This is a genomic window from Streptomyces sp. XM83C (assembly GCF_023072675.1).
GTDB lineage: Bacteria > Actinomycetota > Actinomycetes > Streptomycetales > Streptomycetaceae > Streptomyces > Streptomyces thermocoprophilus.
In genome coordinates this window covers 1-2,630 of the sequence record NZ_JALLGL010000493.1, presented here as the reverse complement: position 1 = coordinate 2,630, position 2,630 = coordinate 1, and the positions used below count along the sequence as shown (strand labels likewise).

Below are 2,630 nucleotides of genomic sequence, written 5' to 3'. Positions count from 1 at the left end.
CGCCGTGCCGGGCCCGCCCGAGTCCGGGGGCAGGCGCACGTTCGGCGCCCGGGATTGCGCCGCCTGGCAGGGGCCGCTGCCGCTCTGGCCGGATCTGCGTTTCGAGGTGCTGGTCGGGCCGCCTCGTCCACCGTGCACGACCAGGGGGTGAGGTCCTCGACGGTGCGCAGCACGGGCGCGGGGGCGTGCGGGGCGCGTACCAGCCACTCGTTCCAGACCGCGCCGCGCGGCCCGACCAGCACCTCGAAACGCAGATCCGGCCAGAGCGGCAGCGGCCACTGCCAGGCGGCGCACTCCAGGTCGCCGATCGTGCGCTTGCCCTCGGACTCGGGCGGGCCGAGCACGGAGCGGTAGCGGCTCGCGGCGGATCGCGCCCTGGGGGAGCGGACCATCGCCTGCCACCGCTTGTTGGCCTCCCGCATGCCGGTGAGGGAGACACCGAGGGTGCGGCGGGCGTCCGCGACGAGCTGCGGGTTGTGGTCGGCCATGCGGCGCAACAGCACCAGCTGGAAGTCGGCGACGGTGAAAGGCGGCTTGGGGGACGGCGGCATGGGGCCATGGTGACGCACGGAGGGGGCGCGCGTTCGCGGCCCTCGCGTCCCTGGGGCGGCCGGGCGTCCGCGGCCCTCGCGTCCCTGGGAGGCCGGGCGTTCGCGGCCCTTGCGTCCCCGGGAGGCCGGGCGTCCGCGTCCCCGCGTCCCCGTGATGCCGGGTTCGCCCCCCGCCTCCGGCCATTGCCCGGCGTAGGCTCTCTGGCTAGCCTGTGTTCGTCATGCCGATCGCCTGTTGAAATCTCGAACGCAGGCACCTCACACCACAAGGGAGGGGGCCGGTCGTGGGACGCCTCGTACCAGCCGTGACCCGGGCTCTCGACATCCTCGAACTGTTCCTCGACGGGGACGGCACGCTCTCCGCCCCCGACATCGTGCGCAAGCTGCAACTGCCGCGCACCACCGTGCACGAGCTGGTCACCACGCTCGCCGCCCGCCAGTACATCGTCCCCGTGCCCGGTCAGCCCGGACGCTACCGCCTCGGTGTGCGCCCCTATCAGCTCGGCGCCCGCTACGCCGAGCAGCTCGACCTCGCCGCCGAGGGCCAGCAGGTCGCCCGGACCGTCGCCGAGACCTGCGACGAGACCGTGCACGTGGCCATCCTCGAAGGCACCGACGTCATCTACATCGCCAAGGTCGACTCCACGCACGCCGTACGGATGGTGTCCGCGGCCGGCCGCCGCCTGCCCGCGCACTGCACCTCCGTCGGCAAGATGCTCCTGGCGTCCCTCCCCGAGCAGGAACTCGCCGCGCGCATCCCCGAGGACGCCGTGCTCGCGGCGATGACCCCGAACAGCATCACCGACCCGGCCGTCCTGCGTGAGACCCTCGCCGAGATCCGCCGGCGCGGCATCGCCGTGGAGAGCCGCGAGTCCAACCCGGACGTCAGCTGCGTCGCCGCCCCGGTCCGCGACCGCACCGGCCAGGTCGTGGCCGCGCTGTCCATCTCCGTGCCCATGATCCGCTGGAGCGACGAGCGCCGCGCCGAACTGGAGCAGCTCGCCGCCAAGGGCGCCGCGGACCTGTCCGAGCGCCTGGGCCACCGGAGCGCGGCATGACGGCGTACGAGATCGCGGTACGGGCCGAGGCGACGCTCGGCGAGGGCCCCACCTGGGACCCGGCGACGGGCCGCCTGCTGTGGCTGGACATCCTCGCCGCGCGCGTGCACACCTACGACCCCGCCGACGGCCGCCGCACGGTCCGCACCGTCGAACAGCACGTCGGCGCGGTCAAGCCGCGCACCGGCGGCGGGCTCGTCCTCAATCTGCGCGACGGTGTCGCCCTTCTCGACCCCGACGACACCCTCCGCTGGTTGCACCACGAGCCGGTCCTGGGCCGCCGCGGCAACGACGCCGCCGTCGCCCCCGACGGCTCCCTGTGGGCGGGCACCATGCGCTACGACGAGGCGCCCGGCGGCGGCACCCTGACCCGGATCACCGGCGACGGCACCGCGACCGTCGTCCTCGACGACGTCACCGTCAGCAACGGCACCGGATGGAGCCCCGACGGGCGCCTCATGTACTACATCGACACCCCGACCCGCCGTATCGACGTCTTCGACCACGCCGACGACGGCCGTGTCTCCGGCCGGCGCGCGCTCGCCGAGATCGAGGAGGGCGCCGGCTTCCCCGACGGGCTCACCGTCGACGCCGACGGCTGCGTGTGGGTGGCGCTGTGGAACGGGGGAGCGGTACGCCGCTACACCCCCGACGGCCGCCTGGACCGCACGATCACCCTGCCCGCGCCACTGGTCACGGCGTGCGCCTTCGGCGGACCCGATCTGACGGACCTGTACATCACCACCGCCCGCGTCGGCCTCACCGACCCCACCCCGCTGTCCGGCTCCCTGCTGGTGGTGCCGGACGCCGGGAAGGGGCTGCCGCTGCCGGCGTTCGCGGGGTAGGCGGGCGGCCGTAGCGACGGACAAGGGGGGCAGCCGTCTTCCGTACGGCCGTGCCGGCGGGCCGCGTTCCCAGGTGCGGCGTCGGCCGTCCCCGACCGGCCGCACCGCACCCCCGCGTCCGCCGGCCGCCCTCGCACCCCCGCGTCCGCCGGCCGCCCTCGCACCCCCGCGTCCGC

The 2,630-nt window shown here is 75.0% G+C and carries 3 protein-coding genes; 2 read left to right on the top strand and 1 reads right to left on the bottom strand.

The genetic code is table 11. The features are described from left to right. Window positions 1-551 (bottom strand): hypothetical protein (locus MTQ10_RS29665; RefSeq protein ID WP_247473523.1); only part of this gene is annotated, 551 nt, incomplete at its 3' end. A gap of 284 nt (window positions 552-835) precedes the next feature. Here MTQ10_RS29665 and MTQ10_RS29660 point away from each other — a divergent pair. Next, window positions 836-1,609 carry an IclR family transcriptional regulator gene (locus MTQ10_RS29660; RefSeq protein ID WP_247473520.1) on the top strand — a complete coding sequence of 258 codons (774 nt, stop codon included), beginning with the start codon at window positions 836-838 and terminating at the stop codon, window positions 1,607-1,609. Further along, the gene (locus MTQ10_RS29655; protein WP_247473517.1) at window positions 1,606-2,454 is read left to right on the top strand and encodes an SMP-30/gluconolactonase/LRE family protein; all 849 of its coding nucleotides are present in this window, start codon (window positions 1,606-1,608) and stop codon (window positions 2,452-2,454) included. The genes MTQ10_RS29660 and MTQ10_RS29655 overlap by 4 nt, the downstream gene beginning before the upstream one ends. Window positions 2,455-2,630: the final 176 nt, after the last annotated feature.